Origin of the sequence: Paenibacillus sp. FSL R7-0297, assembly GCF_038009025.1 — a bacterium.
Taxonomy (GTDB): Bacteria; Bacillota; Bacilli; order Paenibacillales; family Paenibacillaceae; genus Paenibacillus_AQ.
On record NZ_JBBPAQ010000001.1, the window covers coordinates 6,129,447 to 6,155,390 of the forward strand.

General features: G+C 52.2%; 24 protein-coding genes and 1 pseudogene. 10 read left to right on the top strand and 15 right to left on the bottom strand.

The window, feature by feature from the left end:
* The 3 genes from MKZ24_RS26840 to MKZ24_RS26850 all read right to left on the bottom strand — a co-directional run bounded on the left by MKZ24_RS26840 (position 1) and on the right by MKZ24_RS26850 (position 3,539).
* Positions 1-1,362: an ABC transporter substrate-binding protein gene (locus MKZ24_RS26840; protein ID WP_042234815.1), complete on the bottom strand. Its 1,362-nt coding sequence runs from the start codon at positions 1,360-1,362 to the stop codon at positions 1-3.
* A 388-nt stretch (positions 1,363-1,750) separates the two neighbouring features.
* The gene (locus tag MKZ24_RS26845; RefSeq protein WP_340790222.1) at positions 1,751-2,539 is read right to left on the bottom strand and encodes a carbohydrate ABC transporter permease; all 789 of its coding nucleotides are present in this window, start codon (positions 2,537-2,539) and stop codon (positions 1,751-1,753) included.
* Between the two features lie 64 nt (positions 2,540-2,603).
* On the bottom strand, positions 2,604-3,539 hold the full coding sequence (locus MKZ24_RS26850) for a carbohydrate ABC transporter permease (protein WP_340788520.1): 936 nt from the start codon (positions 3,537-3,539) through the stop codon (positions 2,604-2,606).
* 328 nt (positions 3,540-3,867) lie between these two features.
* On the opposite strand from MKZ24_RS26850, the gene MKZ24_RS26855 reads away from it, so the two are divergent.
* Genes MKZ24_RS26855 through MKZ24_RS26865 form a run of 3 tightly spaced genes read left to right on the top strand, consistent with a single transcriptional unit; the run spans position 3,868 to position 6,922 of the window.
* A complete protein-coding gene (locus tag MKZ24_RS26855) occupies positions 3,868-4,632 on the top strand; it encodes an SIS domain-containing protein (protein ID WP_340788523.1) in 765 nt (254 codons plus the stop codon).
* Positions 4,629-6,443: a glycoside hydrolase family 20 zincin-like fold domain-containing protein gene (locus MKZ24_RS26860; RefSeq protein ID WP_340788526.1), complete on the top strand. Its 1,815-nt coding sequence runs from the start codon at positions 4,629-4,631 to the stop codon at positions 6,441-6,443. Before MKZ24_RS26855 ends, MKZ24_RS26860 begins: the two co-directional genes overlap by 4 nt.
* Positions 6,443-6,922 carry a GNAT family N-acetyltransferase gene (locus tag MKZ24_RS26865; RefSeq protein WP_039305222.1) on the top strand — a complete coding sequence of 160 codons (480 nt, stop codon included), beginning with the start codon at positions 6,443-6,445 and terminating at the stop codon, positions 6,920-6,922. Before MKZ24_RS26860 ends, MKZ24_RS26865 begins: the two co-directional genes overlap by 1 nt.
* 126 nt (positions 6,923-7,048) lie before the next feature.
* On the opposite strand, the gene MKZ24_RS26870 is transcribed toward MKZ24_RS26865, so the two are convergent.
* The 3 genes from MKZ24_RS26870 to MKZ24_RS26880 form a co-directional block, all read right to left on the bottom strand.
* On the bottom strand, positions 7,049-7,816 hold the full coding sequence (locus MKZ24_RS26870) for a class I SAM-dependent methyltransferase (RefSeq protein ID WP_042234811.1): 768 nt from the start codon (positions 7,814-7,816) through the stop codon (positions 7,049-7,051).
* Between the two features lie 13 nt (positions 7,817-7,829).
* On the bottom strand, positions 7,830-8,624 hold the full coding sequence (locus tag MKZ24_RS26875; protein ID WP_042234810.1) for an SDR family NAD(P)-dependent oxidoreductase: 795 nt from the start codon (positions 8,622-8,624) through the stop codon (positions 7,830-7,832).
* Positions 8,625-8,747: 123 nt separating this feature from the next.
* Positions 8,748-9,767 (bottom strand): AraC family transcriptional regulator, encoded by a 1,020-nt coding sequence (locus MKZ24_RS26880; protein WP_042234809.1) that lies wholly within the window; start codon positions 9,765-9,767, stop codon positions 8,748-8,750.
* Between the two features lie 220 nt (positions 9,768-9,987).
* Between MKZ24_RS26880 and MKZ24_RS26885 the strand changes: the two genes are divergently transcribed.
* Entirely contained in the window at positions 9,988-10,971 is a 984-nt protein-coding gene (locus MKZ24_RS26885; RefSeq protein WP_042234808.1) for a zinc dependent phospholipase C family protein, read from the top strand.
* An 82-nt stretch (positions 10,972-11,053) separates the two neighbouring features.
* Positions 11,054-11,182, top strand: coding sequence for a hypothetical protein (locus tag MKZ24_RS26890; RefSeq protein ID WP_269322098.1), 129 nt, complete (start codon positions 11,054-11,056; stop codon positions 11,180-11,182).
* A gap of 527 nt (positions 11,183-11,709) precedes the next feature.
* Here the strand turns inward: MKZ24_RS26890 and MKZ24_RS26895 are convergent.
* Positions 11,710-11,880 (bottom strand): hypothetical protein, encoded by a 171-nt coding sequence (locus MKZ24_RS26895; RefSeq protein ID WP_156123072.1) that lies wholly within the window; start codon positions 11,878-11,880, stop codon positions 11,710-11,712.
* A 178-nt stretch (positions 11,881-12,058) separates the two neighbouring features.
* On the opposite strand from MKZ24_RS26895, the gene MKZ24_RS26900 reads away from it, so the two are divergent.
* Positions 12,059-13,216 carry a glycosyltransferase family 4 protein gene (locus MKZ24_RS26900; RefSeq protein ID WP_042234807.1) on the top strand — a complete coding sequence of 386 codons (1,158 nt, stop codon included), beginning with the start codon at positions 12,059-12,061 and terminating at the stop codon, positions 13,214-13,216.
* 195 nt (positions 13,217-13,411) lie between these two features.
* The gene (locus MKZ24_RS26905; RefSeq protein WP_340788540.1) at positions 13,412-14,806 is read left to right on the top strand and encodes a helix-turn-helix domain-containing protein; all 1,395 of its coding nucleotides are present in this window, start codon (positions 13,412-13,414) and stop codon (positions 14,804-14,806) included.
* A 467-nt stretch (positions 14,807-15,273) separates the two neighbouring features.
* On the opposite strand, the gene MKZ24_RS26910 is transcribed toward MKZ24_RS26905, so the two are convergent.
* The 6 genes and pseudogenes from MKZ24_RS26910 to MKZ24_RS26935 form a co-directional block, all read right to left on the bottom strand.
* Positions 15,274-15,618 carry a DUF2642 domain-containing protein gene (locus tag MKZ24_RS26910; protein WP_231637823.1) on the bottom strand — a complete coding sequence of 115 codons (345 nt, stop codon included), beginning with the start codon at positions 15,616-15,618 and terminating at the stop codon, positions 15,274-15,276.
* A gap of 234 nt (positions 15,619-15,852) precedes the next feature.
* Positions 15,853-16,419: a GNAT family N-acetyltransferase gene (locus MKZ24_RS26915; protein WP_340788543.1), complete on the bottom strand. Its 567-nt coding sequence runs from the start codon at positions 16,417-16,419 to the stop codon at positions 15,853-15,855.
* 70 nt (positions 16,420-16,489) lie between these two features.
* On the bottom strand, positions 16,490-17,407 hold the full coding sequence (locus MKZ24_RS26920; protein ID WP_340788545.1) for a helix-turn-helix transcriptional regulator: 918 nt from the start codon (positions 17,405-17,407) through the stop codon (positions 16,490-16,492).
* 172 nt (positions 17,408-17,579) lie between these two features.
* Positions 17,580-18,380 carry an S-layer homology domain-containing protein gene (locus tag MKZ24_RS26925; RefSeq protein WP_340788547.1) on the bottom strand — a complete coding sequence of 267 codons (801 nt, stop codon included), beginning with the start codon at positions 18,378-18,380 and terminating at the stop codon, positions 17,580-17,582.
* A gap of 7 nt (positions 18,381-18,387) precedes the next feature.
* Positions 18,388-18,963, bottom strand: coding sequence for a GNAT family N-acetyltransferase (locus MKZ24_RS26930; RefSeq protein ID WP_340788549.1), 576 nt, complete (start codon positions 18,961-18,963; stop codon positions 18,388-18,390).
* A 40-nt stretch (positions 18,964-19,003) separates the two neighbouring features.
* Positions 19,004-19,090: pseudogene (locus MKZ24_RS26935) on the bottom strand (VOC family protein); the annotation flags it as partial.
* 240 nt (positions 19,091-19,330) lie between these two features.
* Here MKZ24_RS26935 and MKZ24_RS26940 point away from each other — a divergent pair.
* On the top strand, positions 19,331-20,494 hold the full coding sequence (locus MKZ24_RS26940) for a copper amine oxidase N-terminal domain-containing protein (protein ID WP_340788552.1): 1,164 nt from the start codon (positions 19,331-19,333) through the stop codon (positions 20,492-20,494).
* 204 nt (positions 20,495-20,698) lie between these two features.
* Positions 20,699-21,082: a hypothetical protein gene (locus MKZ24_RS26945; protein WP_042234798.1), complete on the top strand. Its 384-nt coding sequence runs from the start codon at positions 20,699-20,701 to the stop codon at positions 21,080-21,082.
* 8 nt (positions 21,083-21,090) lie between these two features.
* Here MKZ24_RS26945 and MKZ24_RS26950 read toward each other — a convergent pair whose 3' ends face one another.
* On the bottom strand, positions 21,091-22,926 hold the full coding sequence (locus MKZ24_RS26950; protein WP_042234797.1) for a UbiD family decarboxylase: 1,836 nt from the start codon (positions 22,924-22,926) through the stop codon (positions 21,091-21,093).
* A 187-nt stretch (positions 22,927-23,113) separates the two neighbouring features.
* Between MKZ24_RS26950 and MKZ24_RS26955 the strand changes: the two genes are divergently transcribed.
* On the top strand, positions 23,114-24,202 hold the full coding sequence (locus MKZ24_RS26955) for a low temperature requirement protein A (RefSeq protein ID WP_042234795.1): 1,089 nt from the start codon (positions 23,114-23,116) through the stop codon (positions 24,200-24,202).
* A 69-nt stretch (positions 24,203-24,271) separates the two neighbouring features.
* Here the strand turns inward: MKZ24_RS26955 and MKZ24_RS26960 are convergent, their stop codons facing one another.
* Positions 24,272-25,675 (bottom strand): flavin-containing monooxygenase, encoded by a 1,404-nt coding sequence (locus MKZ24_RS26960; protein ID WP_042242114.1) that lies wholly within the window; start codon positions 25,673-25,675, stop codon positions 24,272-24,274.
* Between the last annotated feature and the right edge of the window lie 269 nt (positions 25,676-25,944).

The following is a 25,944-nucleotide window of genomic DNA, read 5'->3' on the forward strand; positions in this document are numbered from 1 at the left end:
TTACTTATTGGCATCCACAATCTTTTGCAGTTCAGCTTGCGCTTTGCTGATTGTAGTCTCCAAGTCCTGCTGTTTCAGGATGTACAGCTCGGTTTCTTTAGTAAAAGCAGTTTCCAGCTCGCCCTGATACGTCGGTGGCACACTCAGCGGAGCCGGCTTGGCATTCTTGATTACGTAGGCCAGCGAGGTTTCGTCAATCATATCCGGGCTCATGGCAGAGGACTTCACCCCGGCGATGTATTGATCCACATCCTGCTTCTTCCATGCGGAGTATACATTCTGCATCTGCTCGCCCTCAGTGGAATACCAGCGGATGAAATCATAAGCCTCCTGCTGATGCTCCGATTTCTCCAGAATGCCCACATAGTTGCCGTTGGCAATGCTGACTCCGGCAGGCTGACCCGCGCTATTGGACGGCATCGGTGCAAACGCAGTGGTGAACGTAGCCGGGAACTCCTCCGATCCGCCCGCTTCTCCAATCATCCAGTTACCGGTCACAATCATCGCGGCATGTCCGGTGAAGAACTCCGAGCGGTAAGCCAGCTTCTGGGAAATGGTATCCGCATACGGCACGGCAACTCCGGATTCCTCTGCCTTGCTGCGCAGCTCCAGGGATTGGCGTATACCCGCACTGTCAATATTTACGATGCCGTTATTGACCAGGTTGTTGTCCTTCTCCTGGTTGATAATGGCCAGCTCCCAGTACATAGCCCAGGTATGGAAATAAGTGCCGAAGGTCTTGGACGGCCCGCTGCCACTGGTCAGCTTAGCGGAATAGTCAAGATAGTCATCCCAGCTCCATTCCGTAGGCACAGCCAGTCCAGCCGCATCCAGCTTGTCCTTGTTCAGCAGGACGAAATAATTCTCCAGGGTATCTGGAAGTGCATACACCTGTCCGTCTACGGAAGGATCAATCGTATATTCATCCGCCAGCGTGATGCCTTCTTTGCTGATCAGGTCATTCAGCGGTGCCAGCAGTCCGAGTCCCGCACGCTGTGAGTAGTCGGTTGCACCCGGCATGAACACAACGTCCAGGTTCTCGCCGGAAGCAACGAGGAGATCCAGCTTCTTCATCCCGGCCACGGAATCGCCGTTGTCAGCCAGCTCCACGTATTCCAGTGTAATTCCCGGATGGGAATCCTCATAAGCCTGCAGCACAGGCTCCATATCCGCCGCAGGTGACCAGTTGGCAACCTTAATGGTTACAGGCTCTGCGGATGGTGCGGCACTCTCAGCCGCCTCAGGTGCAGCAGTACTGCTATTAGTGGGAGATGCATTATTAGTGTTGTTCGAATTGCCGCAGCCCGCCAGGGCTACAAGGAGTACGGTGATCCATATCAACGCGAAACCATTCTTTTTCATGAATAACACCCCTTCTAATGTGAGTTCTCCCTGCCTATGAAGCTTGTCCGGCAGCTGTTCCTTATCGATGTGTATTTGCTGAACCAGTCTGTTCACTTAATGCTAAGCGTCACTACGGAGAACATTTTGGACTTCCGGCCGCTGCCCGCCCCCAGATTTCTTCATTTAAACCGCTCTTCGCGGTAGAAATCCGGTGAATGCTGATGCTTCCGAAGTGAGCTTTCCATAGGAAAGCTTTCAGGCGGTCGCTAGCGCTCCTACAGTTCCAAATTTCCCCTACGATCCTTTCGCATTCTGTTGCTTTCTTTTGTTCAGCCCGTACACTCACTGACCGTCACGTCCGCTCCACCCACATCCGGTTATGCAACTTCCGGGAACTTGCCAGCCTTCACCCCTTCACCCCCCCCAAGGAAATACCTTCGATGACCTGCTTCTGGCCGAGGATGAACACTACCAGCAACGGCACAATCGCCGAGACGGAAGCCGCCATGATAAGGGAGTAGAATGCGCCGTTACGGTCGGCGAAGGCATTCATGCCAAGCTGAAGGGTATAGAGCGTCTTGCTGTTCAGGAAGACCAGCGGCGTCTGAAAATCATTCCAGGTCCAGATAAACCGCAGAATGGCATAAGTGGCAATCGCCGGCCGGACCAGCGGCAACAGAATGGAGAGGAAAATGCGGATATGGCCCGCTCCGTCTATCTTCCCGGATTCGATGTATTCATTCGAGAGTGAGGCGAAAAACTGGCGGAGCAGGAAGGTTCCCAGTACGCTGAACCCGCCCAGCAGAATCAGGCCCAGATGCGTGTCATACAGGCCGATGGAGCGGAACATGATGAACAGCGGCACCAGCGTGGCTTCCGCAGGGATCATGTAAGTGGCAAGCACCACCACAAATAATGCGTTTCTGCCCGGGAAGCGGATTTTGGTGAAGCCGTAGGCGGCCATACTGGAGACGGCTACGGACAGGAGTGTCGTGAGTGCTGTGACTTTGATGGAGTTCCAATAATACAGGGTAAAGTTCGCTTTGCCAAACCACACAGAGTGGTAGTTGAACGATGCCCGTAAGGTTTGCGGAATCCATTCGATCGGATATTTGAACACATCGGCCTCAGGCTTGAGCGAAGCGGACAGCATCCATATAAAAGGGAGCAGAAACACGATGCCCAGCAGCGCCATGAGTAGTGTGATGACCGCTTTTCCCCAGTCCAGATTTCTTAATTTCACAGGGGTCCCTCCCTTTCTAGTAATTGACCCAATAACGCTGTCCCAGCCACTGCAAGCCGGTGATGGCGAGTACGATAACGAACAGAATCATGACCATGGAGGAAGCATAGCCCGTCTGAAGATCCACAAATGCGGTCTGATACATGTCGTAGACCACAACCGAAGTAGAGTTGGCCGGACCACCCTCCGTCAGCACCTTAACCAGCGCGAAGGATTTGAAATTGCCGATAATTCCGGTTACCAGCAGGAAAAAGGTCGTCGGCGTCAGCAGCGGAAAAGTAATGGAGCGGAACTGGGCGAACTTCGAGGCACCGTCGATCGTCGCCGCTTCATACAGATCGGCAGGAATATTCTTGATCCCGGCAATGTAGATAATCAGCGAGACCCCAAGGTCTATCCAGATCATCAGCAGCATAACCGATGGAAGCGCATACGATGGATCGGCCAGCCATTTGGGCGGGTTGTCCACTCCGAGTGCCATCAGGAAGCCGTTAACCGGACCGTAGGAGGGATGGAACAGAACCTGCCACACTACTGCGACAGCGACGACACTGGAAATCTGGGGCATGAAATAGATGACCTTGAACGCACCCGGGGCGTAGACATGACCCGTAATAATCACCCCCAGGATCAATGCTATAGCCATTCCCACCGGTACCGCCAGCAGCATAATGAAATTATTGCCCAGTGACTTCAGAAACACTTCATCCTGAAACAGCTGGCGGAAATTGTCCAGTCCGTTCCAGCGGATCTTGTCAAACCCGGTGACGAACGACCACTTGGTGAAGCTGAGTACGAAGGAGAACATCATAGGGATCAGCGTAAATACAATAACTCCAAGCAGAATGGGCCCTGTGAACAGATAACCCATCCCTATTTCTTTCCATTTCCGTTTGTTTCGGCGGTTGACCGGATTCTCCCGGGACTGTGGCAAGGCAACTGACGTCTTCAAGGCTCTGTCCCCCTCTTGCGTGATGTTATCTCTCATTATAGAAAAGCGAATAATTTTACATAAGTCACGATCCTGACCCGTTCAGAAAAATTTTTACCTGCCGTTGTCCCAATCAGCGATTTGCACACATCTTGGCCTGCTGCTGGCCAAATCAGTCAAAAACGGTGCGGATTTGCGCAAAATAGTTGATTTACTACGCCTGCCCGCTTTGTTATCTTCTAGGCAAGCACAGCTTATGCTTACAAAACTTTAAGCGTATGCTTCCGAAGCCAGTTTTGCGAAGAGACTCAGGAAGCTTATGCTTACAAAACTTTTAGGAGGAATGCAGGTGAACGCAAAGTCAGATATTATGTCCGCTTATATGGAAAGCATTGTGGAGCTGCTGAATGAGATACGGAGTGAGCCAAGGGACAAGCTGGTGCAGGTGGCGGAGCTGCTTGCGGATCATATTGCAGAGGATAAGCTGGTCTATTTGTACGGTCCGGGCGGACATTCCAACATGAATGCGACCGAGGTATTCTTCCGCGCAGGCGGCCTGATGCATATCAGCGCTATATTAGATGAAGGCACGATGATCTCGAATGGCGCTCTGCGCTCGATGGCCGTTGAACGTACTCCCGGCTACGGAACACTTGTTATAGAAGATAACCGGCTGGGCGAAGGTGACATCCTGATCCTTGCCAATGCCTACGGCATTAACACCGCCTGTGTCGATGCTGCCCTGGAGGCGCGGCGCCGGGGGGTTACAACGATTGCTGTCACCTCTGTCGGCCATGCCGAAGCTTCCCCCAAGAATCATATTGCCCGCCATCCTTCGGGGCAGAACCTGTATGAGCTGTGCGACTATGTTCTGGACAGCAAGGTCAAGCCGGGGGATGCTGCGCTCCATATTGACGGCATTGAACCGAAGATGGGCTCGACCTCAACGTTCGCCAACGCTTTCCTGCTGAATTCACTGATGATGACCACGGCGGCCTGTCTCGGGGAAAAAGGGATTGAGGTGCCGGTCTGGCGCAGCGGCAACGCTCCCGGCGGGGATGAATGGAATAACCGCTTCATTGAGCGCTTCAAGGGCCGGGTCCGCTGGCTATGAACATTCCACTGATTCCGCAGCCTCAGGTGGTGCAGAGCCGGGGACCGGAACCGGTCAGCGGCATCCGCGGCTGGACGGTGCAGCTATGGAGTCCCGGGAATGATGTCCGGTTATTGGCGGCAGCGCAAGGGATATTTGCAGGGGTTACGGTGAACCTGGAGTCTGGCGGCAGCAGTGTATACGCCCTAGTCTCTGAAGGAACCCCCTTCAATCCCCGCATGGCCCGGCGGGTAGAGGGCAAGCATGACGGTTACGTATTGATTACAGATACAGGCCGGGTTGAACTATACGCACTTAGCGCTTCCGGACTTTTCTACGGGATTAAGACACTGGAACAGATGCTCCATAGCAGCGGCGGCAGTACCGTGCCTGCGCTGACGGTTGCCGACTGGGCGGATCTGCGGCTGCGCAGTGATTATCTGGATCTGCGCACCGTCTATCCGACCTATGAGCATATGCTGGAGTATATCGCAGAGCTGGCCAGCTACAAGATCAATACGCTGATCATCGAATATGAGGACAAGCTGCCGTTCCGGAAGCTGAGCTTCCTGCGCCATCCCGGGCTGGCCTTCACGGAGGAAGAGCACCGGCTGTTACTGCAGACTGCACATGACCATTTCGTCACAGTGATTCCGAAGCAGCAGTCCTTCGGGCATCTGGAATATATTCTGAAGCATCCGGTCTACATCGGTCTGCGTGAAGTCCCGGAGACTGTCTCGGAATTATGCCCTCACCGGGCAGGCTCCTTCGAGATGATGGCCGGCATTCTGGAGGAAGTGGCTGCGCTTCATCCGCACAGCGATTATCTTCATCTGGGCTGTGATGAGGTCTGGACACTCGGCACCTGTGAAGACTGCCGGAATTCCGGGCTTACTCCGGAAGCCTCCTTCATCCGCTTTGTCAATCAGCTGGCTGAGAAGACGCTCAGCCTCGGCAAAACACCGATGATCTGGCATGATATGATCATGCACGCCACCCTGGACGAGATCGCCGCACTCGACAAGCGTGTCGTAGTGGTGGTCTGGATCTACGGCGGGCACCGGATGAAGGCGGATGCCCGGCTCATTCTCCACAAGCTGCGCGACGCCGGCATTGAGACCATCGGCGCCTCCTCTGTCCGCTGCTGGGATGATAACGGCGACCAGAATTATCCGGTGATTCATAACCGGATCAAGAATGTGCTAGACTGGATTCAGCTGGCGCAATCGGAGCAGCTGGACGGAATCATTCATACGAACTGGGGATGCCCGTTCTCGCTGGGCAGTCCTTACGGCCTGTTCGAGACCTCGCGTTATCCGGCGTTTTTTGCCGCAGAGCAGAGCTGGAATGCCAAGGCGGATGTCCCCTCCTTCCTGACCCGTTTCCTGCACCAGTTCCACGGTATGGATACGGCTCAGCTTATGGGCGAGGAATGGGCGGATTACGCAGTACCCGACTATTATTCCCTGATTCCGCAGCTGCTTCCGGCTGTGAAGAAGAACCGCCTCACTGCCAAGCTGATTGACGCTATGATTCAGTATGAGATTCCCGCGCAGCGCCGCTCCCCGCTGCATACGTTCCTTTTCCGGGGAGCGATGTCGCCGGGCAGCGAGGAAGTGATAACCTTCCTCCGGGATAAATACAGGAGCGGATATGGTGATTTACTCAGAGCCAGGCAGCGGATGCAGAGCGTGCTTGCAGAGCTGCTTCCGCCGCAGATGGCGGAGCTGTTCATCCGCTCCCGGTTCTACCGGCTGGAATTATTCGAAGCGGACCTGCACGGGATGATTACAGATCTTGAGATGATTGAACAGAAAGAGGGAGAGAATTGATGCCTGATATGCTTGTTAAGTTATATGATCTGCCGGATAATAGTGCGCTGTTGGAACGTCTGCGGGGAGAAGGAATTGCCATTAAACGGGCGATGACCGGGGATAAGCAGGCCATCGTGGATTTCGTCGGCCGCCATTTCACGAATAGCTGGCGGAATGAATGCGAGACGGCCTTCGCGCATCTGCCCGTCCATTGCTATATTGCTGTGAAGCAGGGCGAAGTAATCGGCTTTGCCTGTCACGATGTTGTTGTGAAGAACTTCTTCGGCCCGACCGGCGTACTGGAGGATTACCGGGGCCTCGGCATCGGGAAGGCACTGCTGCTGGAATGCCTGTCCGCGATGCACCGGAACGGCTACGGCTACGCCATTATCGGCTGGGTCGTGGACGCAGTGCCTTTCTATGAGAAGAGTGTCGGCGCGATTGCGGTCCCTGATTCTTTTCCCGGTGTATTCCGCGACTTGATCAGTATGGACTGAACTCCCCTCTGATACAAACAAACAGCGGCAGCCAAGGACCTAAATGTCCCTGAGCTGCCGCTGTTTGTTTGTCATTACAGATGACCTATTCCGCCGAGCTAGCAGAAATCGGAAGTCGGCAATCCTTCATTTTCTGCCCAAATGCAGGTCGATCGTATCATATATAGTCATCACATCGCCGAACTTATTGATGGCCGCTCTGATCTCTTCCTCAAACGGCGCTTTAATGGCAGAAGGCATACTTCTATGGTCTGAATATGTATTGAGTAAGGCAATGTAATCCGCTGAGGAGAAGCTTCTGGTTAGGTGATACAGCTTAAGCTGGATATCCCTGAACCCGTAGGTATGCAGATTCTGTGAGATGGCATTATATCTTTCCGTATCATGTTCGATTAATTTGGTATTTGAGGGCCTGTACTGCTGGTAAATACGCTGAATATGCTGATGTAATTCGTCATCCTCCCGTGCTGCAAAAGGCCGGTTCCAGAATATGGCCAGTGTGCCGCCGGCTTTTAACAATTTGAATGCCTTCGGATAACCTATGTGCTCTGGAATCCAATGAAATGCAGTAGCGGAGTAAATGAGGTCTACACTCTCGTCCGGACCTGTGAATTCTTCAAAAGTCGTATTGTGCACTCTGAAATTCTTGTGTTCCCGGAACTTTAGTTGTGAGTATTCCGCAAGGTCTGCCCCAAGTTCAATGGCCGCTAATTCGCAGCCCGTTTCCAGAAAAGGCCGGGTGGCCTGGCCCGTTCCGATCCCGATTTCAATAGCCTTGCCGCCCTGTCCGGTCCGGGAATACGCTATAATGTCCTGGAACAATTCCTCACAATAGGACGGCCTCCATTTATCATAATTCGCCGCATCCTCATTGAATATTAACCGTGTATCCATACATCCTCCTCCATCAGTAAATAACCGGCACCATTCCACCATCCATACGGATTGGAGAGCCTTTAAATGCTGCCGCATGGGGACTGCATACAAAAGCAGCCAGTCTGCCGATCTCCATAGGCTTGATGAAACGCTGTAATTCAGATTGCGGCAGACTTGCAGCCATGAATTTCTTCTCTTTTTCTGCAAACGTTAGCTTCTCCTCAGGATACATCCCGTCAATGATTTGCTGCACATTTTCAGACAATGTAGGTCCAGGCATGATTGTATTAACCGTAACCTCAGTTCCTGCTGTAAGTTTGGACAGACTCTTGGACAAGGACAGCAGCATAGATTTGGTCATTGCATATTGAGGCATTTGTCCTGAAGGCATGACGGCTTCTTCACTGGCGATGAAAAGGATACGGCCGAAGTCTTTTTTCAACATTCCAGGTATATATAATTTCGTTAATCCGTTTGCAGCAAGCACATTCGTACGGAAATACTTCTCCCATATGTCATCGTCAACATCCTCATACTGCATCAATTCATAAATGCCCATATTGTTGATCAGAATATCAACGCTGGGGAATTTTGCGAATAAAGCTTGCCTTTGTGAAGCGTCCACTATATCCGCAGCGGCATTCTGAGGAGAGGTGGCCGGGAAATTCATCTTCAATTCACTGACGGTCCGCTCTGCCTCTTCGTAATTCCTTCCATTGACCAGTACGTTAACGCCTTCCTTGGCAAGCTCTATAGCAATAGCTTTCCCTATGCCTTTCGTAGATCCTGTAACGAATGCTGTTGTGTTGTTTAATCCCATATCCATAATCCACTTCTCCTTATTCGAACATTCCTGTGTTCCGGATAGTGAATATTGTACCCCGCCGGGATTATTCAGTAACTAGCCCCATGTGCCAAACTTCTTGTTTAACACGCCAAAACATACTGCTCACGATATGCCGGCATCCGGAAGATGCTCAGCACGCCACTTCGAAGGGGTGTCCCCCTCCCACAGACGGAAAGCACGGTAGAATGAGTTCTGGTCCTCGTAGCCAAGCAGGTAAGCCACTTCTTTAATATCAAGCGAAGGGTCTGCCAGGTACTCCAGGGCCTGCTCATGCCGGACTTCTGTCAACAGCTGCTTGAAGGTCGTATTGTCGTCAGTCAGCCGGCGTTGCAGGGTCCGGCCGCTCATCTTAAGCTCCTTCGCAGCGGCCTGAATGCCGGGGCATCCTCCTGCAAGGCTATGTTTAATGACCATTTTGACCCTTCCGGTAATAGAGCGGTTGTCATGCAGTTCATCGAGTGACCGGTCCAGAGCGGGCGTCAGGATCTCCAGCAGCTCTTCGTTATACGATACAAAGGGAAGATCTAGATCACTTCGATGCAGCGTCAGCCGGTTACATTGCCCGCCTGCCTGGATTGCACAGCCGAAGTAGGCTTCGAGGACCCGTGCATCGCCCATGGACTGCGTAAATTCGACGGACTGTGCCTTCAAGTGACGGCCTGTCCCCTTCCTCCCAAGCTCCAAAAGAAAGGCCAAAGTGATCCCTGCCAGCACCGGCGGACCGGATGCTTCGGTATTCAGCCACTCCAGTTCAACTGTACAATGCCCGTTCTCCTCCTTGATCCGCAGACTTTCGGGAGGACACAGCTGTTTGTATCTGGCCATACGTTTCAGAGCATCGCGGTAGTCGCGGGCGTGATACAACGCTAAGACGGCTGGGGGATACTGTGTGGTTTCAAAGGCGGCTGCAAGCTTGATGATCCCCTCTGCAGTGTCCCCGGTGAGCTCGGAATACGCCTGCCAGATTGCGAAATATTGGGCAGTGGTGACTGAGGATTCCGTTATTATCGATACAGGCAGCTGTGCATGGCGGGCCACGTCGCGGGAGGCAATTCCTATGTGATTTATGCCTGCCCAGAATCCCGGAGGCATTTTAATTCGGTCAGAGGGACGAGACTTCATACGCACAGATCTCCTTTTGCCAGTTGTAAATTCATAGCTGTGGTTGTATTAAAGCCATATAAGAATACTCTTATGCCTGTAATAATGTCTACCTTAACGTACAAAAATGCCATACTTCAAGACGGTTAACACATTTCTCATTTTGTTTTAACATGCAGGCGTTACAATAGGTACAGATCTGTATTAAGCTGTGCTCACAAAACCTGTAGGAGGATTAATCATGCCTAATATCTGGATGCATCTCGAATACGGGCAACAGCTGGCCGGGGAATTCCGCAGCCGGTTCCCGTTCTTACATCATCTGCAGCAGCAGGAACAGTTGTATAATCTCGGATGTCAGGGCCCTGATTTCCTGCTGTATCATAGTTTTCTGCCCTGGAGCAAGGATGCGGGGGCCCTTCATCTCGGGGATCTGATGCATACGCAGCACTGCGGGCCTGTGCTTATTGATTGCTGGGAAGCTGCGCGGACTCTCGAAGGGCCGGAGGCGGACCAGGCCCGGCTCTATTTCCTTGGCTTCCTGACTCATCATCTGCTGGACCGGAACCTGCACCCATTCATTAATTGGAAGGCAGGCTACAAATTCCGCGATCACCAGCGGTTCGAGATCGATTTGGATACCTTGTTCATGAAGCGGCTGCGGGGCATCAATACCTGGCAGAATGCTGCCTGGACAAGAATTGACGCAGGTCCCCGGCTACCTGAGCCGGTTCATCATATTCTTCACACCACTGCACTCCGGCACTATCCGGAAGCCATGGGCAAGCTGCCCTCCGACATCTGGCAGAGCTCCTACCGGGATATGGTGCTGGCTCACAGATGTCTTTATGACCCGAAGGGCTGGAAGAAGGCCCTCGCCTGGGGCCGCACCCGGCGTCTGTTCTCCCGGAAGCTGACTGCCCACGAAGAGGAGCTGGATTATCTGAATGACCAACACGCCGAGTGGCGGCATTCCGCACTGTATTCCGAGGTCCGGACGGAATCCGTCTGGGAGCTGTGGGAGCAGGCGCTGGAGGAAGGCCGGACTGTGCTCACCGCGCTCGCTGATTGGCTGGAATGTACGGACGCTGCGGCTGCAGAGCATAAGTTCGGGCTTTTCAGATCCGTGCTGGGCGACCGTTCGTACGATACGGGCAAGGAATGCAGCATGAACCTGCAGAACCAATATGCAGAGCCCATCTGGTCCAGCCTGCCTGGCAGCTGATCGCAGTCAGCGTCTCACCCGGCTCTGCCGCCGCTTCAACCGGGGCAATGGAGCTGCCGGGGGGGGGAGGCGGTGGGAACGGGTGGGCGCTTGGCCAAAGCTTGGGCGCTTCTGGCCGCACCTTGCAGTAACTTGGCCGCTTCCCGGCGGCGCTTCGCGTAACTTCGCCGCTCCGGCGGCGCTTCGCAGTCACTTCATGCCCGCCAGCTGATGAAGCGGACTGAAAATCCGCTATTTAAACAAAACAAGCCGATTTCCCGCCCAACCGGACTCAGAATCGCTTATTTGTCCGACTACTCCTCATTTCATCCCCATTTGAACAAGATAGCGGATTCTCAGTCCGCATACTCTTCATATGGAGGGTTTTAGCTGAAATAGCGGAATCTCAGTCCACTTCAGCGAAAGGGGAACTCATATTATTGGCGCGAAGCAAATATATAGAATGTTTACAATGTTTATTTTGGAACAACATCATCCCGCCCGCTTCCCGCGCAGCCAAACCGAGTTCTCACAATATTCCACCTGTATATCTCCCAAGCAGCCAAAAAGCGCCCGGTTTCCCGGACGCTCCTCGAAATCCATCCTATAGTATTCCTATCGTCACTTACTGTGCCTATAATCACTGGTAATGTTCTTATCATCCCAATATTGTTCCTATCATCCAGATGTCGTTCCTATTATCCCATTGTCTTTCCTATTATCTCCATGCCGTTCCATTTACCCGGCTTATATCAACCATTACAAAGGCTCCCTCGGAATAATCTCCGGCGGGGTCTGGGGAATGATTTCCGGCTGCTCCTGCGGAGGAACCTCCGGGGGAATCACAACCGGTCCCGGTTCAGGGATCATGTCCGGCTTCACTTCAGGTACAACTTCCGGTGGAACCTCTGGCGGCAGATCTTTATTCATATCCTCTTACCTCCTTCATTCCTGATACCTATGTATACCCGCTCCACCCCTTCTTGAAAAAAAAGCGGATTCGAAACTCCCTGATCTTCCTCTGTACCAGATGTTTAACCTGCGGTTGATCTCCATGAAATATTCACCTGCTAAGATCAAGGCAACAAGAATACAGGGAGGGATTCCGATGCGTCTGGCTCTATTCACGGACACGTTTCTTCCGCAGACCAATGGTGTTGCCCGCACGCTTAGCCGGTTAACCGGTCATTTGCACCGCAGGGGAATTAAGCATCTGTTGTTTACCCCTAAGTCCGCACCGGAGAGCAGCTACCCCGATCCCGTCCGCCCCATCGCCAGCATCCCTTTTTTTCTGTATCCCGAGTGCAGACTGGCCTTGCCGGGCATGTCCTCTATTCAAAGTGAGCTATCGGCCTTCGCCCCTGATCTGATCCATCTGGCCACCCCGTTCAACATCGGCTTATCCGGCCTCCGCTATGCCCGCAAGCAGCAGCTCCCTCATGTTGCCTCCTACCATACCCACTTCGACCGTTACCTGGAATATTACAAAATGAGAAGAATTGTCCCGCTCTACTGGAAATATATGAAATGGTTTCACCGTTCCTGCGATGCTGTGCTGGCCCCTTCCCAGGAGACATTAACCTCGCTGCGCGCAGAGGGCTTCATGAGACTGCGCCTGTGGTCCAGAGGCGTCGACTGCACTCTCTATTCTCCTGAGAAACGAAGTGAAGAGTTGCGGGAGCGATATGGTATGCGCGCGCCGCTGGTTATGCTCTATGTTGGACGGATTGCCCCGGAAAAGGATATCACCACCCTGCTGCTCGCCATGCAGCTCCTGCCGGAATCCGTACGCTCCGGTGTGCAGCTGCTGATTGTCGGAGACGGGCCTCTCCTCTCTGAGCTAAAATCACAGGCACCGGACAACGTAACCTTTACCGGTGCGAAGCATGGCGGAGAGCTGGCGGAGCTGTACGCTTCAGCCGACCTGTTTGTCTTCCCTTCCTGCACGGAAACCTTCGGCAATGTAGTGCTTGAAGCCATGGCTTCGGGGCTGCCGGTCATCGCGGCAGATGCTGGCGGCACCAAGGATCTGATTGTTCCCGGTGTCACCGGGAATTCGTTCGAACCCCGTAATCCGGCAGCGCTAGCACGCGGAATTAGTACCCTAGCCGCCCAGCATGCCTTGCGTGCGTCTATGGGCCGGGAAGGGCGGCGCCTCGCGCTCGGACGTTCCTGGGAGCATATTTTCGATGGATTGATCAAGGATTACGAAGAGGTGATCGAGAGAAGGAAGAGCCAGGGAGGGGCGGGTATTTTCACTGCCTAGTCCAGTTTCAGAAGCTAAGCGTCTCATATCACAATCTGCAAAAATCCGGAAGAGCGTTCCTGTTACATCGGGGATGCTTTTTCCTGTTGTTCACTGTTTCTACCAATCACGCTCTTGACCGGTGGTATAATGGCGCATATTATACACTTATAACATGAAGAACCTAAATTATGGTATTAGATTGGTGGTGTTTCTTTGGAGCCTGCAGCCACGATTCGCAGTCATTTAGAGGCTTATCTCTCTGCACAGCATATGTCCATTAATCAATTCTCCATACAGACCGGCATTAATTCGGGAACGCTCAGCCGTTTACTTAACGGCCAGCAGCCGATTGCCATGAGTCATTTGGAATTGATAACCCGGGGAATGGGAGTACCGGTGGACCATTTCTATAGTTTGTATGTGGACGAATGCTTCTATCATTCAGCACCAACCTGGCGGCGTCTGCGCCCGTTCATTCTGAGTTCAGCAGAGCTAGGGCGGCTTGACTGTATTGAACTTGTGGTTAGGAATCTGCTCGACAATTTAATCTATGCACCCATGCTGTTTGAAGTGGCCGAGGGCTTGTTTCAGGAGGGCCAATGGCAGGCAGCAGCGGTGCTGTACAAGAATGTGAGTGCAAGTGAGAAGTATCAGCATTCCGAAAGGCTTGCTATATGCCAATACCGCTTATTCCGCATTTCCATTGGTGACAGCCAAGTCCTCAATTTGCAGGCGGCTCTACTTTTTGAATGCAATATTGAGCGGTTAGAGGTAGCAGATCAGCTGGATGGGCTGAAACACCTGATGCATGTCTATTATTCACTGCACAAGTGGGACAAGGTTGATGAGCTGGCCCTGGAGATGCTCCGTTTGGCTACGCTCAGCTACAATTTCCAGTATCCCTCCGGCCGCAAGGACAGAAGCGAGAAAGCTCCCGAGAAACCGTTATACTTCTACATTCTATATTCCTATCTTATGCGCTCCAGTGTGCAGGAAGAGTATAGGAATTATACAGCGGCTCTAGATCTTATTCCACAATATATGGAGGCCGACTGGATACAGGAAGACAGTGATGAGGTCGGGGAGACGTTAGCTCAATTTAAGCTTTGGGGAACAGCAAACACCTACCTCTACCGTGTAATGGCCGGGCAATATGAGGGGCTGCAGGATTATGTAGACTATATCTCTAACCATGAGGGGCAGGTTTTTACAGCTGTCTATAATATCATTAAATCAGCAAACCGCTACGGATGGAATATAGATTATATTCTTGCCAGGTTTTCTAAGCATGTTCCTTATGAACCATACAACTCCGGCTTCGGCAAATATAATCATCAGATTATTGCAGACCAGCATGCCAGATTCCTCACTGAACTAGCTATGTATAATTTACACAACAAACGGCATGATGGAATTAGCGTAATACTCAAAAGTTTGGAATCATCCGTTAGAATCAATAATGAAAGCCTAATTATTAAATGTGTAAATTTGTTTGAGCAGCACCGGCATGAAGCCAGCGAAGAAGAGCAAGTGCAGTATCAATTTCTAATCAGAGAGGTGCAGGATCCAAATGACCAAAAAGTTTATCATGTTTCTAACTTCGTTTAGTCTGCTACTTGTAATTATGTTACCGGTTGGAGGTATCGGATTCACAACAGATCTGAATAGCTCCCAATTAATTTCTACTATGGGCCATGGTGCGGGTGAGGGTTAAGTCTGTATATATTTGAATAATATTGTTAAGAAAATAGTATAACGATAGTCCTAAGATGCTCCCGGACCCGGGAGTGTCTTTTTTGCAGAAATAGACTTAAATTTGAAGTATAGTGGAATTACCAGCAACTATTCGACGGGAGCAGGGAAGGTACAATCTATCGGCAACGGTTTTCACCATTTAGATGAAGAGAAGACAGGGAATTCTGACTACCTGAATGTTAAAGAAAGCATCATTTATGTCCTTCATTCCCGCTTTCTTAAATAGTTTAATCTCCAAAGTAACAAAAAAAGACCTTCCTCCATCCCATAAGGGATGAAAAAAAATCTATAAAGCTTATTGCTTATTTCATACCGCCAACCTACACATACGAAGCCAGAGCCCCCTCAAAATAAACAATCTGCGCAATCCGTATATGCAGCGAACGGTCCTCCAGATTGATCTGTATATGATCGACGCCCACTCCGGCAAGCGTACCTTCGATCCTGCCTGTAGTGGTCATAACGGCAAAGCATTGTTGCCCCACATGACGGCTGATATGCTGGAGAAACACCGGATCCAGGAGTGTTACATATTCCGTCGGCTGCGGCACACCGGGAATCGGATAGATCTGGGTATGTACCGCCGGCATCCGGTCCACATTACAAGGCTGTATGATCGGATGCTGCAGCATTTGCGGATGGCGGGCTGCTCCGTCTGTGCTCAAATAACCTCACCCCTCACCTTAAAGTATCAGTAATATCTATGCGGGGTGAGCCGGATCTATTCATGTTCACTATTTGCCATTCCATAACCGATTTCCTTGAATTTTATGCTTGTTCTTCACGAATACCGATATGCCAGGAACAATTCCGATATTGTTCAGCAGAAAATTCAGCCCTTCCTGTTCTCCAAAACGGAGACCGGAAGGGCTGAGACAAATAATACTAATCATTAACTTTTAATTGGATCTTTTCAGATAATAATCGGTATAGCCAAAGTTTCCGTTCAGCTCTAAGCGGTGATACCCCTCCTGCCGCAGCACACGAATCCGCCGTTCTGCCTGCGGCACTGCTTTGGTCACCATCCCGCTGAATTCAAACCATTCACGGAAACGTTCTCCTGCTAGAGAGATAAGCTCGCACAAGTTCTCTTCTGTCTCATAGCGTGAGGCCAAATCCAGCCGCAATACGCCTGTACTCTGCTCGTCCCCGTCCACTCCTCTTCTGCAGAAAAATTCAATGGTCCCTGCAGTTGTGCCCGCTAATTTATCCACAACACTGAAGCGTATATAGGCTCTTTTCTCATATTCCCCGAGCCATGCCCCGATAATATCCTGCATATCCTTCAGGGTGTTCAACCGGAAATCTGAGCGGCAATTGTCACTGTTAAACAGCAGGCTGGCTTCAGGGTCACTGTAACAGCCCAATAAATCCTCTGCATCCTCCAGTTGTACCTGTCTAAGCCGGAACTGCTTGGTTTCAAAAACAGGACAGGTTACGTAAGGATCTGATATTTCTATTTTCATGCTAAGCTCTCCTTATGCTATGGAATAAATCCATTATAGAGGGCTATATCAGACAGCATTATGTCGCTATTCAGTTGTAAGTATCCAGAATCATTCTGGCTCTGGCCAGCAGCTTCTCCCGGAGTGACTCCGGTTCAAGAACAGTGACCTGATGGCTGTGCTGCAGGATAATGCCGAACCAGCCCTGCTCCTCTTCAGGCACCGTAAAGCCCATTACCAGGTTTTGCCCGCGCATCTCCAGCATCCTGGCATTCGGCAAAGCCTCTTCCAGCAGTACCCGGTACTCCACTGGACAGAGCAGCTTAATATTTAGATAGACCCGGTTGTCTCCATGCCCTGCCAGCAGGAGCTCCGCATCTCCATGAACTGTGGTGAAGCGTTCGGGCAGAGCCAAGATATCACGCATCCGCGACAAGCGGAACAGGCGGTAATCCGCTTGCACACAGCAATAGGCAAATAAATACCAGGCGTACCACTTGTAGGTCAACAGCAGCGGTTCAACCCGCTTGGAGGAAGCCTTAAGATCGGCATTCGTATATTGGAATTGGACAGCATGTTTCTCACGGATCGCTCGTTCAAGTACAGCGATGGTTTCGCCGGTCCCCACACCTTCCTGAAGCACCCCGAGATTCAGCTGAAAAGCTTGCGGAGCCGCCTCTTTATCCGGCGAGAGCGCAACCATTTTCTCCACCGTATCCTGAGCCTGCCTGCTGTCATATCCGGACACGAAACCTCTCAGCGCTGCCAGAATATACGCATAGTCCTGCGGCTGAAGCAGCTGCCTGTTCATCTTGAAGCTGTCCAGAATGTAATAGCCGCCGTTCAGGCCCTGCAGCGAGCCTATGGGAATCCCGGCCAGACTGATCGCTTCAATGTCCCGCTGAATGGTCCGCGCGGACACTTCGAACTTCCCGGCCAGCACCCGCCCGCTGACGGTCTCCCGGTTGAGCAGATAGACTACGATGCCCAGCAATCGATTAATCTTCATGGTCAGCCCCACGCTCCATTCTCATCCTCATCCTTATGCATCCCTTGTAGCTTATCCCGAAGCTCCGGATTTTTCCATGATTCATCTAACTGTTCCCTTTAACGGCAAAGGGGTGTCCAGAAGCCACTTCATGGCCTCTAAACACCCCTCAGGAATCATTTAAAATGGTTTATTACTGCACTGCTTTGAGCAGTTTGGCTAACATATGCGCCGTTTCCTCACGTGTAGCAGCAGCCTTCGGCGCGAAGCTGACACTGCCGTCAGCGCTCGCCTGACCGGAAAGAATGCCGGCCTGCACTGCAGCAGCTGCGGCTTCCACTGCATAAGGGCTAATCAACTGCTGATCTGCAAAAGCCGCTGATCCGCCGTTTGCCGGCAGACTCCATTTTAATGAATCTGACAAACGGATCATCATTACCGCAAGCTGCTCGCGTGTGACCGGTGCCTTGGGCTCAAATCTTCCGTCTCCCGTTCCTTGGACAATTCCGCCCGCATTCGCCCAATCCACAGCGGCCGCATAATAGTCCCCCGGCTTCACATCCGTAAAGCTGCCGACAGCTGAGGGCTCCAGCTCTGCCCCGGCCAGACGGGCCAGGAGCAGCGCGGCATCGCCGCGGCTCAGCTTGCCTTTCAGGCCAAATGTCTCTGAGGAGACCCCGGTAACAATGCCGCGTGCCGCAAGGTACGTAATGGAATCCTTGGCATAACTGCTTCCCATATCCGCAAACACAAGCTTATTGTAGCCAACCGCGTACACCGAGAAATGATTCGTGCGGAAGGAGAGCAGGCCGTTCCCCTGATCATAGCTGCTGCCCGGAAGGACAACCAGCTCGCCGCCTGCGCTCACCTGATAGGCAGCAACCGCATTGGCGTCTTCACCGGACGCCAGTGTATAAGGGATGCTTACATCCACCTTACCTTTACCGAAGCTCGAAAGCGTCTGCGTTCCGGCCTGTACCATTAGACTTAGCACCGGAGCCTCACAGCGATCTGCCGGTAACATCATCCCTTTGGTTCATACTCATCCACTCACTCCCAAGCAAACCATAGGCATAGGTATCATGCCATCCCGGGTTGCCTTGTTCATCAGGCTTGAAATAACCTGTCTGCAGAAAATGCCCCTCCCGGCGCAGCTTCAGCCGCTCGAGCAGCCGCCATGACGGATGATTATCCGGATCACAATGCGCGGTCACGCGTCTGATTCCAAGCGTACCGAAGCCGTACGCCAGCAGCTCACGGCAAGCCTCTGCCGCATAGCCTTTTCCTTGATAGTTACTGTTGAACACATAGCCCAGCTCCCAGGTCTGAAACTGCGGCGGGTTCTGCTGCTGGAAATACAAGTTCCCGATCAGTCTGCCGCTGTCCTTCAGACATACGGCCCAGAAGGCGTGATCGGTTGCCCGGCGCTCTGCCTCAGCCTTACTTGCAGCCTGGTCATATACGCCGTAAGGCTCGAATCTCACAACCTCTTCCTGCGAGAGATAGGCATGCAGATCGTCCCCGTCTTCTGCTCTGAAGCTCCGTAAGATTAACCGCTGCGTTTCTAATACATCCATCTTTGTTTCCCCCTGCATGCAGTGTATGCTTTCCCTAATTTCAACTTTCGGGTATCTGATCCATATCCATATAGAGCACATTCCAGCGGTGTCCGTCGGGATCAGCGAAGCCTGCGCCGTACATCCAGCGACCAGGCCGGCCATCTCATCACTGCCTTCATGCCCCGGATGAAAGCGCTATTCTGCCACTCTAAACAACATAGTAGCATATCCACAGGAGACTGGGCATACTCCTCATCACTTCGTCCATATTTTTACAAACACCCGAAACCTTCCATCATTATATCCGTCTATATATTCGTCAATATGGAACAGAAGAATAATGCCAGAGCATGGCAATCACGCTTTTATTGAAAGGATGGGAACGATGAAGATTACCCGGAAAATATTACTCCTCCCCGCACTTGCACTTGCAATGGCAACGGGCACACCGGCAGTCCCGGCTTCCGCCAAGTCTGTTTCTGAGGTAAAGATCTACTTTACCTATAGCAGTGAGAGCGGTATATCGGGGAGTTCAGTGGGGAACGCACAGATTAAGAATGGAATCTCCTACATGCCTGCCAATCTGGTGAAAGCTACCGGAATGGAGATCCTGTGGAACAATGCGGCTAAAACTGCTACATTCAGCGGCTGGAATAAAAGCTTCAGTGTACAGCTGGGCAGCTCCACCGGTGTACTCGACGGGCAGAAGGTTCAGCTAGGCGGCACTCCGTATATGTCAAAACAAGAGCTGTATGTACCTGTTAAATTTATTGCAGCGGCACTTGAAGGGGGACCTGTCCGGTGGGACTCTGCAAAGAAGACTCTGCTGATCAATCATCTGCATATGTACCGCAGCTATTCGGAAACCTTCGAGGGCGGAGTGTATTCCCTATCCCTTGACAGCGGTGAGTTGTACCTCACCACCAAACAGAACACGAAGCACAAGCTTGCTACGCTGGGCAGAGGTCTGGATGTTATTGACTTCACCTTCGAGCATACACCTGCAGGCCTGACTTTGCTGCGTGTAAGCAATGTTTACGGCGAACCGCATCTGCATGCCGGGTACTACACCTATCTTTTGAAAAATGGCAGTGTCATTCGTCAGGGGCATATAGATACCTACACCTCCTTCGGCACAGCCGCCGAATGGTCTGAGGGGAAGCTGGTATTGAATGACGGGCAGACTTTGCGGCTGATTGAGGATGGAACGGGAGCGGTCAGTGAAACAATTGATTTACCACACCTGATGCGTGCAACCGTCACGAAAGATGTCTACTATAATGTCGAAGCTGTCTTCAAGGATGTCCTGCTGGTCCGCCCTCTGGATACAGCCCTCCTGACACTCGTCAATCGTACTACCGGCGAGCAAGTCCCGCTGTACAAGGAGCTACTCAGTGCTGAAGGGCAGCTTGATGTGGAGCAAATCGATTACATGTTCCCCGGGGACCATATTAAGTTCACCAAGCGTGTGGGCAATGTGTTCACCTTCACTGTTAACTATCTGGACGGCAGCGAAGAAACTGTGCATACCTATACACTGCCTGAATAAACGTCAACTAATTCCGGGGAAATCTTCCTCATTGGAGCTGCAGTTGGATAAACAACACTTATTTTAACTCATCTTGCGGGATATCGGAGATATGAGCAGAATTAAGTGACGGTTTTCCAGTTAATGTTGCTGCTTGGGAATGCCAAGGATAATTAAGTGACGTTTTTCCATCTAAAAGCTTACTGAAAGGAGTAAACCAGACGAATGAAGAAGTTCATCGTTGCCGCAAGCGTAATCTTCCTCGCTGCCTGCTCATCTGCCAACCAAGAAGTACAAACCCCGCAGCCGGGTCCCTCTAGTCAACACATAAAGATCCGCACTGCGGGGTCCATTGCCTTTCCATGTGTCAAATGGAATGACCGAATATATCAAATTACGAGAACGCAGGTTACTGATGTGGGGGAACAAATCGGCGAAATTACATTGCAGTCCCTGGAGCCTATCGCAGATACTCCCAACAACTTCTCCACTACTTTCTCTGAAGGCAGCAAGCTATACGCCATTAATGATATCCCTACAGCAGAAGCAATCGCCGTCTTAAACAGTGAAGATGAATACCTTAAAGTTGAGGTGCCCGTCAGGGAGTAAGCTCCCTTCTATCCCCGCATACCGCCCAAGCTGGCTCCGGGAGCAAATACCCGCTGTATATTCTTCTGCACCTCAGGGTCGGGGATTAACGGCGGCGCCTGATGCGGCTTCACCCGGGCATCGATAATGATAGTATCGCAGGCCCAATGTTTATGCTCTACCCTGCTGTTCACCCCGTGGATATCATGGGAAGGATTGCTCCGTGTAAAGGTCGCCCACAGGAAATTGTTCAGATGCTCCGACATGAATCCGCTGTCGTCGCACAGAATGATCATCGGGCAGGAATCGAGCGGCCCCTGCTCCGCAATGGCGGCACACAGGCCGGCGATTTCCTCTGCTGCTGACTGGTAATCCGCGAACGGCTCGCCTTGCAGCGCCACAACACCCGGCATAATCATCGCCGCCGGTCCCCAGCTCTGCTGTGCCTGCAGAATCCCAGGCACTTCCGTGCATAGGCTCCGCTTCTGCTCGCCTACCGCAGCGAATACCACCTTACTGCCGCTGTTGATTCCGGTGCCGGAATAATCCAGTGTATCTATGGTGGTATTCGTCTGGAAGTGAATATCGCGGTGCAGATTAATCCGCTCCAGGATATACGTCAAGAAACCTTCAATATCATGCGTGCTGACCGGCTGGTCCTCTTCTGCGGTGATGAACAGATATTTCGCCAGACTGAGCTGTCCGGTTCCGAGAATGCGGTTGGCGATGGTCAGCAGCTCCGCCGGCTGCTTAAGCTGCTGATAAGGTGTATAGCGTTCACTGCCGATGGCGAATAGCAGCGGATGCACTCCTGAGGCATCTACGGCATGCACTTCTTTGACGCCGGGAACCTCCGACTGGATCGCCCCGCCGGTCAGCTCGTGGATCAATTCTCCGAAGGCGGTGTCTTCCTGCGGCGGACGGCCGACGACCGTGAAGGGGAAGATGGCCCCTCGCTTGGCATAGACCTTATGCACTCTCATCACCGGAAACGGATGGGTCAGGCTGTAGTAGCCCAGATGATCCCCGAACGGACCTTCCGGCTTCGTCTCACCGGGATGGATCTCTCCGGTAATCACGAAATCGGCATCGCTGCTAATGCAGAATCCGTCCACATAGGTGTAGCGGAAATGGCGTCCGGCCAGCAGCCCGGCAAAGGTCATCTCGCTGAGGCCCTCCGGCAGCGGCATCACCGCCGACAGCGTATGTGCCGGAGGTCCGCCGATGAAGCAGCTCACCTTGAGCGGCTCGCCGCGTTTATTGGCCTGGGACTGATGTATGCCGATGCCGCGGTGAATCTGGTAATGCACGCCTACTTCCTTATTCATCTCGTACTCATTGCCGCTAAGCTGAATCCGGTACATCCCGAGATTGGAGTTCATGATCCCCGGCTTGTCCGGATCTTCCGAATACACCTGCGGCAGCGTGACGAACGCCCCTCCGTCTCCCTGCCAGTGCTTGATCTGGGGAAGATCGGAGATTTGAATTTCCTCGAAACCGGCAGGAGCACTGCCGCGCTTTTTCAGCGGAAGTGCTTTTCTGGCTGCAAGGGCGGTTCCAATATATCTGAAAGGCTGCTTGAGCGCCTTCATGGGATTGCTGCGCAAAGCGATAACATCCTGGGAGGATTGCCAGGTATCCCGGAAGATGAATTTGCTGCGCTCGATCGTTCCGAACAGATTCGATACCGCGCGGTACTTCGAGCCTCTGACATTCTCGAACAGCAATGCTGGACCGCCCGCTTCATAGACCTTCATATGGATCGCCGCCATTTCCAGATGCGGGTCAACTTCCTCATGTATGCGAATTAAATGTCCGTGCTTCTCCAAGTCAATAATGCATTCTTCCATATTACGATATGACATGCTTCTACCCCGATCCTGTAAAGAATATGAACCTCTATATTATCCGTGAGAGCGCAGCCCAGGTCAATTGCTGCCGGAATGAACCATGGTTAATCCACCTGCTGTCTTGCCTTCTTCTATCCAGAGCCTTTATTATACTTGTTAACCGGACTGCTCCGGTAAACAAACGGCAAAGGAGACTTACAGAATGATCATCAAAAAAGTAACCTGGCTGGAGCTCTTCTATGATTTGCTGTTTGTCGCTGCGGTCTCCAAGGCCAGCCATGTGCTCCTGCATGTAGAAGACGAGGTTCTCTCTCTAGAGACACTGGGCAAATTCGTACTGATCTTCATTCCGATTTGGTGGGCCTGGGTAGGCCAGACGCTTTTCGTCAACCGCTATGGACAGGATACGGTGACGCACCGGATTTTCCTGATCATCCAATTGTTCTTCGTGCTGATTATGACAGCCAGCCTGTCTGTGGATTTCGATGCCAACTATCTGCCGTTTCTGATTGGCTATCTCGGACTCCGGATCATGACCGCCGTCCAGTATCACTACGCACATTCCAAAGAAAGCGGCCATCTGCGGAACACTGCCCGTTATTTGGGAACACGCTTTTGGATCGGACTGGTGATTTCGGCCTGTTCGCTGTTCTTCGATTCCTGGCTCCGGTATGCCGTGCTGTACGCCGGGATTACGCTGGACATTATCCTCCCGCTTACCGGCCGGCGGATTCTTGTGAAGACTCCCGCCAATACGCATCATCTGCTGGAACGGTTCTCACTGTTCGCTTTAATTCTCCTGGGTGAATCTGTCGTCAGCATTCTTGCCGTACTGCAGTCCAGTACCTGGACCGGACAATCTGTCGGCTTCGCCGCCCTCACCTTCGTATTGATTATCGCGGTGTGGTGGCAGTATTATGACAACCTGGAGAAGAAGCTCGATATGCATATTCAAACGGCCGGACAGACTATTATCTACGGACATCTGTTTATCTATCTGTCGTTATGTATGCTTGCCGCATCAATCCAGCTGCTCTTCCTGAACAAGCTTCATTATGACCTGATGCTGAATCTGCTCTTCGGCTCAGTCCTGCTCTACTTCGCTTCAACCACACTGGTCTTCCATGTCTACAGACATAAGCAGCACCGGCTGGGGGTTAAGCATCTGGCGCTGCTCACCGCTCTTCTGATCTGCTTCTACGTGCTGGATCTCGTAATCCATGTTCCGAATGTGCTGATCATGGGCGAGCTGGCGCTGTTCTTCGCGGTGTATGCCAGGATCACAACCTAGACAACACGCCCAACAAGTACAAAGGCTGTACCAAAGGTCTCCCTGACCCTGGTACAGCCTCTTCTTGTATTACTTGCCTGTAAATTCAATCTCGTCGTAATCATAATAAGCCTGAAGGGTCTGCTGGCGGTCATCCATGAACAACTGGTCGGCTACACCACAGACAAGCTTCGGTATCGCATTCTTCAGGCCGGAGATCGCCGATGCCGATAAGCCGCAGCTGGCCAGGGCTGAATAATTGAAGAGGAATATTCCATGCAGCAGCTTGCGGCCTGCCTCATCCCGGCTCTGCAGCGCAAACCCCGGGCTGAGGTACGGATGCGCATCCAGCAGCGCATTCGCAGCTCCGGACGGCGCCTCATAGCGGTCGCGCCAGCGGGCAATATGAGCTTCAACCTGCTGCAGCTCCGGCCGCAGGGCGGGATCACTGAGCAGCCCGGTGCTGACAATCAGGAAGTCGAAGCTGAATTCACCCTTAGGTGTAGTCACTGCCGCTTCTTCTCCGGAAGCTGCCACACTAAGCCAGGGAGAACCGAGATGCAGCCGAAAGCCGGGCCAGGCCGCCGCCCGTGCAAAGGTGTCGTTCGTTGGCGGCTGATTATAATTGAAGAAATGCGAGATCACTGCATATTTATCTTCATCCGCTAAGGCATGGAACCGTTCAATCATTCCCGAAACCTCCATCTGGCGGATCGGATTCACATTCGGCAGCTGTTCGCGGCGGACGAACACATGCGCTTCCGCCGCTCCTTCAGTAAGAACGAAGTTGGCATTGTCGAAGGCCGAGGCCCCGCCGCCGAGAATCGCTACCCGCTTGCCGCGGAGAGCGGCGAAATCAATCTTCTGCGAGGTATGTGCATACAGATGCTCCGGCAGATGCTCCGCAATCATCGGCGGGACATGCCACTCGCCTCCGCCCTGGATCCCTGTGGCCAGTACGATCTTGCGCGCCAGCAGCAGACCGGACGGGGCACCCGCTCCAGCAATCCGCAGCCGGTAGATCCCGTCCTCACCCGGTTCGATCAGCTTAAGCTGCACCTCATTGATCACCGGCAGCTGCAGAATCCGCCGGTACCAGCGCAGATAATTCATCCAGTCGCCGCGGGGGATTTTGCCTAATTCCTCCCAGGCTGCTGTTCCCTTCTGCGCTTCCCACCAGGAGCGGAAGGTGAGCGATGGAATGCCCAGATCAATGGAGGTCAAATGCTTGGGCGTGCGCAGAGTCACCATCCGTGCATATGTTTCCCAAGGACCTTCCAGCCCGTCACTGTTCTCATCAATAATCAGAATGTTGGATATCCGTTCACGCAGCAGGCCGAAAGCCGCTCCGAGTCCGCTTTGCCCCCCGCCTACAATCACTACATCATAGACATGGCCTTCGGGATGCTCCAGAGGGCGTATCCAGTCCGCGCCCCCATAGGCAAGGTAGGAAAGATCCGTCTTCACACGTTCATTCAAGGCTTCCAGGCTCATCATCCTCAGACCTTTCGCTGGCATCTTTAGGCTGCATAATTACGGGCAGTTCCGCACTGTATCATCCCTATACCTATGGCCACATTATAGCTTTAATGCTCCGGCTTTGAAATGTTCATGGCAGGTTTATTGTCATTATAGCTAAAATTTGCGGATTGGTTTGTATAATCGAACAATATTTTATAGATATCACCCATCGAATCTTGACAAAAGATACATCACACCGTCTACACCGCTCATTCGCGGCACGAAATCTGTCATATAAAAAA

Bases quoted from the DNA above. Each gene is read 5' to 3' on its own strand.
- MKZ24_RS26870 (WP_042234811.1), bottom strand. From the start codon at position 7,816: ATGGATACACGGTTAATATTCAATGAGGATGCGGCGAATTATGATAAA.
- MKZ24_RS26945 (WP_042234798.1), top strand. From the start codon at position 20,699: ATGAAGAAGTTCATCGTTGCCGCAAGCGTAATCTTCCTCGCTGCCTGC.
- MKZ24_RS26860 (WP_340788526.1), top strand. From the start codon at position 4,629: ATGAACATTCCACTGATTCCGCAGCCTCAGGTGGTGCAGAGCCGGGGA.
- MKZ24_RS26880 (WP_042234809.1), bottom strand. From the start codon at position 9,767: ATGAAGTCTCGTCCCTCTGACCGAATTAAAATGCCTCCGGGATTCTGG.
- MKZ24_RS26960 (WP_042242114.1), bottom strand. From the start codon at position 25,675: ATGAGCCTGGAAGCCTTGAATGAACGTGTGAAGACGGATCTTTCCTAC.
- MKZ24_RS26900 (WP_042234807.1), top strand. From the start codon at position 12,059: ATGCGTCTGGCTCTATTCACGGACACGTTTCTTCCGCAGACCAATGGT.
- MKZ24_RS26845 (WP_340790222.1), bottom strand. From the start codon at position 2,539: ATGGCGCTGCTGGGCATCGTGTTTCTGCTCCCTTTTATATGGATGCTG.
- MKZ24_RS26920 (WP_340788545.1), bottom strand. From the start codon at position 17,407: ATGAAGATTAATCGATTGCTGGGCATCGTAGTCTATCTGCTCAACCGG.
- MKZ24_RS26940 (WP_340788552.1), top strand. From the start codon at position 19,331: ATGAAGATTACCCGGAAAATATTACTCCTCCCCGCACTTGCACTTGCA.
- MKZ24_RS26915 (WP_340788543.1), bottom strand. From the start codon at position 16,419: ATGAAAATAGAAATATCAGATCCTTACGTAACCTGTCCTGTTTTTGAA.
- MKZ24_RS26950 (WP_042234797.1), bottom strand. From the start codon at position 22,926: ATGTCATATCGTAATATGGAAGAATGCATTATTGACTTGGAGAAGCAC.
- MKZ24_RS26885 (WP_042234808.1), top strand. From the start codon at position 9,988: ATGCCTAATATCTGGATGCATCTCGAATACGGGCAACAGCTGGCCGGG.
- MKZ24_RS26865 (WP_039305222.1), top strand. From the start codon at position 6,443: ATGCCTGATATGCTTGTTAAGTTATATGATCTGCCGGATAATAGTGCG.
- MKZ24_RS26875 (WP_042234810.1), bottom strand. From the start codon at position 8,624: ATGGATATGGGATTAAACAACACAACAGCATTCGTTACAGGATCTACG.
- MKZ24_RS26840 (WP_042234815.1), bottom strand. From the start codon at position 1,362: ATGAAAAAGAATGGTTTCGCGTTGATATGGATCACCGTACTCCTTGTA.
- MKZ24_RS26955 (WP_042234795.1), top strand. From the start codon at position 23,114: ATGATCATCAAAAAAGTAACCTGGCTGGAGCTCTTCTATGATTTGCTG.
- MKZ24_RS26895 (WP_156123072.1), bottom strand. From the start codon at position 11,880: ATGAATAAAGATCTGCCGCCAGAGGTTCCACCGGAAGTTGTACCTGAA.
- MKZ24_RS26930 (WP_340788549.1), bottom strand. From the start codon at position 18,963: ATGGATGTATTAGAAACGCAGCGGTTAATCTTACGGAGCTTCAGAGCA.